Annotated in this window: 3 protein-coding genes; all 3 read right to left on the bottom strand. The window is 37.4% G+C overall.

Annotated elements, in window-relative coordinates; translation table 11 throughout:
* Positions 1-281 (bottom strand): hypothetical protein (locus AB1488_08795; GenBank protein MEW6410187.1); only part of this gene is annotated, 281 nt, incomplete at its 3' end.
* 15 nt (positions 282-296) lie between these two features.
* A complete protein-coding gene (locus AB1488_08800) occupies positions 297-1,325 on the bottom strand; it encodes a type II secretion system F family protein (GenBank protein MEW6410188.1) in 1,029 nt (342 codons plus the stop codon).
* Positions 1,325-2,038 (bottom strand): hypothetical protein (locus tag AB1488_08805; GenBank protein MEW6410189.1); only part of this gene is annotated, 714 nt, incomplete at its 5' end. The genes AB1488_08800 and AB1488_08805, both read right to left, overlap by 1 nt.

Genomic DNA, 2,038 nt, shown 5'->3' on the forward strand with positions numbered 1-2,038 from the left:
TTTTGATAGTTATCTTTAGCAAACGTCATAGTTGCCTTAGAATCTTCTGCTATTGTAAGAGCTTTTTCTATAGATCTCTTTTCCTCTTTTAAATTTGTAAACATTGCACCAGACTCCAACATTTCAATGCTCTTTTTCTTCTCAAGCATTTCCTCCCTGCTTGACATCGAGAGAGTTCCACAAGAGGAGGAAAAAATAAGTATTATTATAAAAACGCTTTTAAGCATATTTACCCCTTTGCCATTACAATACAATATTACTTTAATAAGAAAACCCGCCATGAAAACCTATCTCCTTCAGGGATGGGAGGATGTCAAATTCTGGGAAATGCCAGTCCCCAAAGTAGCCATGGGTAAAAATACTGAGACCATCAAGGTAAAGACTACTATACCTACTATAAAAATACTCGCAGGTTCTATTAAGGTAGTTATCTTTTTTGCCTGATCTTCTGCTTTCTTCTTATATGTTGATGCAATCCTTGAAAATATCTCTTCATACTTGCCTGTTTCTCGGATAACTCTGACTTTTTGAATTAAATCCTCAGGGAAAAATTCAGTAGATAGTGATTCATCAAGGTGCTTACCTTCTGATAAGTTTAGCAAAATATTTGATACCTGTTTTTTAGGAAGTCCCTCCTGTGAGGATTCGATTACCTTAATCGCATCCGTGATCGATATCCCCCCTTTTACCATCATTTCAAGCTGGGAGAAAAGGCTGGAAATAAAAGAACTTTTTATCAGTTTACCTACAAGAGGGGTATCATACAGAAAATCAGGCTTACTCTCTTTGAGCGTATAAACCATATACCAAGAGAATCCGAAAACTCCCATAATAATGAGTAAAAGGTTTTCTTTAAGAAAAATAGTAATATTAAAAAGCGTTTGTGTTATAGGTGGTATGTTACCTAAAGACCTCAATGTCTCTGCAATGGTTGGGATTGTCTTGAAGATAAGTAGCATCATCAATCCAGAGGATGCCACTATGTTTATCAGGGGCATAAGGATAGCCTTTTTAATCTCTGATACAAACCTCCCTTCTTCCTCATATTTTTCTCTTATCCTTTTTAGGGATTCTTCGATATGACCAGAATCCTCTCCTGCCTTTATGGTAACAATAACAGAGGGAGGGAAAATATCGGTTTTCTTCAGAGACATAGAAAAACTATATCCACTATCCATATTATCTTTAATAATCTCCACTACAGTTCTCATCTCTTTGTTTTTACATTTAAAAGTCTTTATCGCCTCCCTTATTGTTATACCAACACTTATAAGATCGCTTACATGGTCAAAAAAACTCAGTACCTCTTTTCTCTTTACCTTCATCAATAAACCCCAAAGAATGTCTTTACTATCTGCTCACCCCATGGGGTAGTAGTTAAAATCCTGACAGAATAAGGTGAAGGCTCTCCATTATCAGGATTTCTTGTAGAGGATGAACCATTATCCACCTTGAATTCCTTACCCCATGCATCCTTTGCCTGCTCAGGGTTAAATTTAAGGGCCGTTATGGCATTTATATCAGCCAGCGTTGCAATACAGTCATCTGCTACCGTGCATGAGTTAAACAGTTGACTGTTAGTATCCCATTTTGTAGGGGCAGATGCCCCATTTCTATCAGTCTTTGCAAATCTGTCAATATTCACATCATGGTTTGTATCATCAAGATAAAGGGTGTTGAAATAAGACTGGAAGGCATTTCCTATTTCTTCCATCTTTTTCAGTGTCTCTTTGTATTTTGAAATCTGTATCTCAAGACCACTTACCTCTGCACAGACATCATCCCCACCACATGTAATCTTACCTTCGTTTGGATCGAACGAAGAGGACAATTTAGAATCTGTAGATTTTGAAACAAAGGCTATAACATGATACTGAACCTGTGGGCTTGTTGTGCTGGCAAGTCTGTTACTTACATAAGCAGTATACTCCATGTTATATACATCCCTCCCAACTGCCTTCTGTGACATGCCAGCATAGGAAGATACAGGATAAAAACTTGTCCCTGTAGTTCCAGGTACGATTGTGTTAGAGCCGAA

It is taken from the genome of Nitrospirota bacterium, assembly GCA_040756155.1.
Classification (GTDB): Bacteria; Nitrospirota; Thermodesulfovibrionia; order JACRGW01; family JBFLZU01; genus JBFLZU01.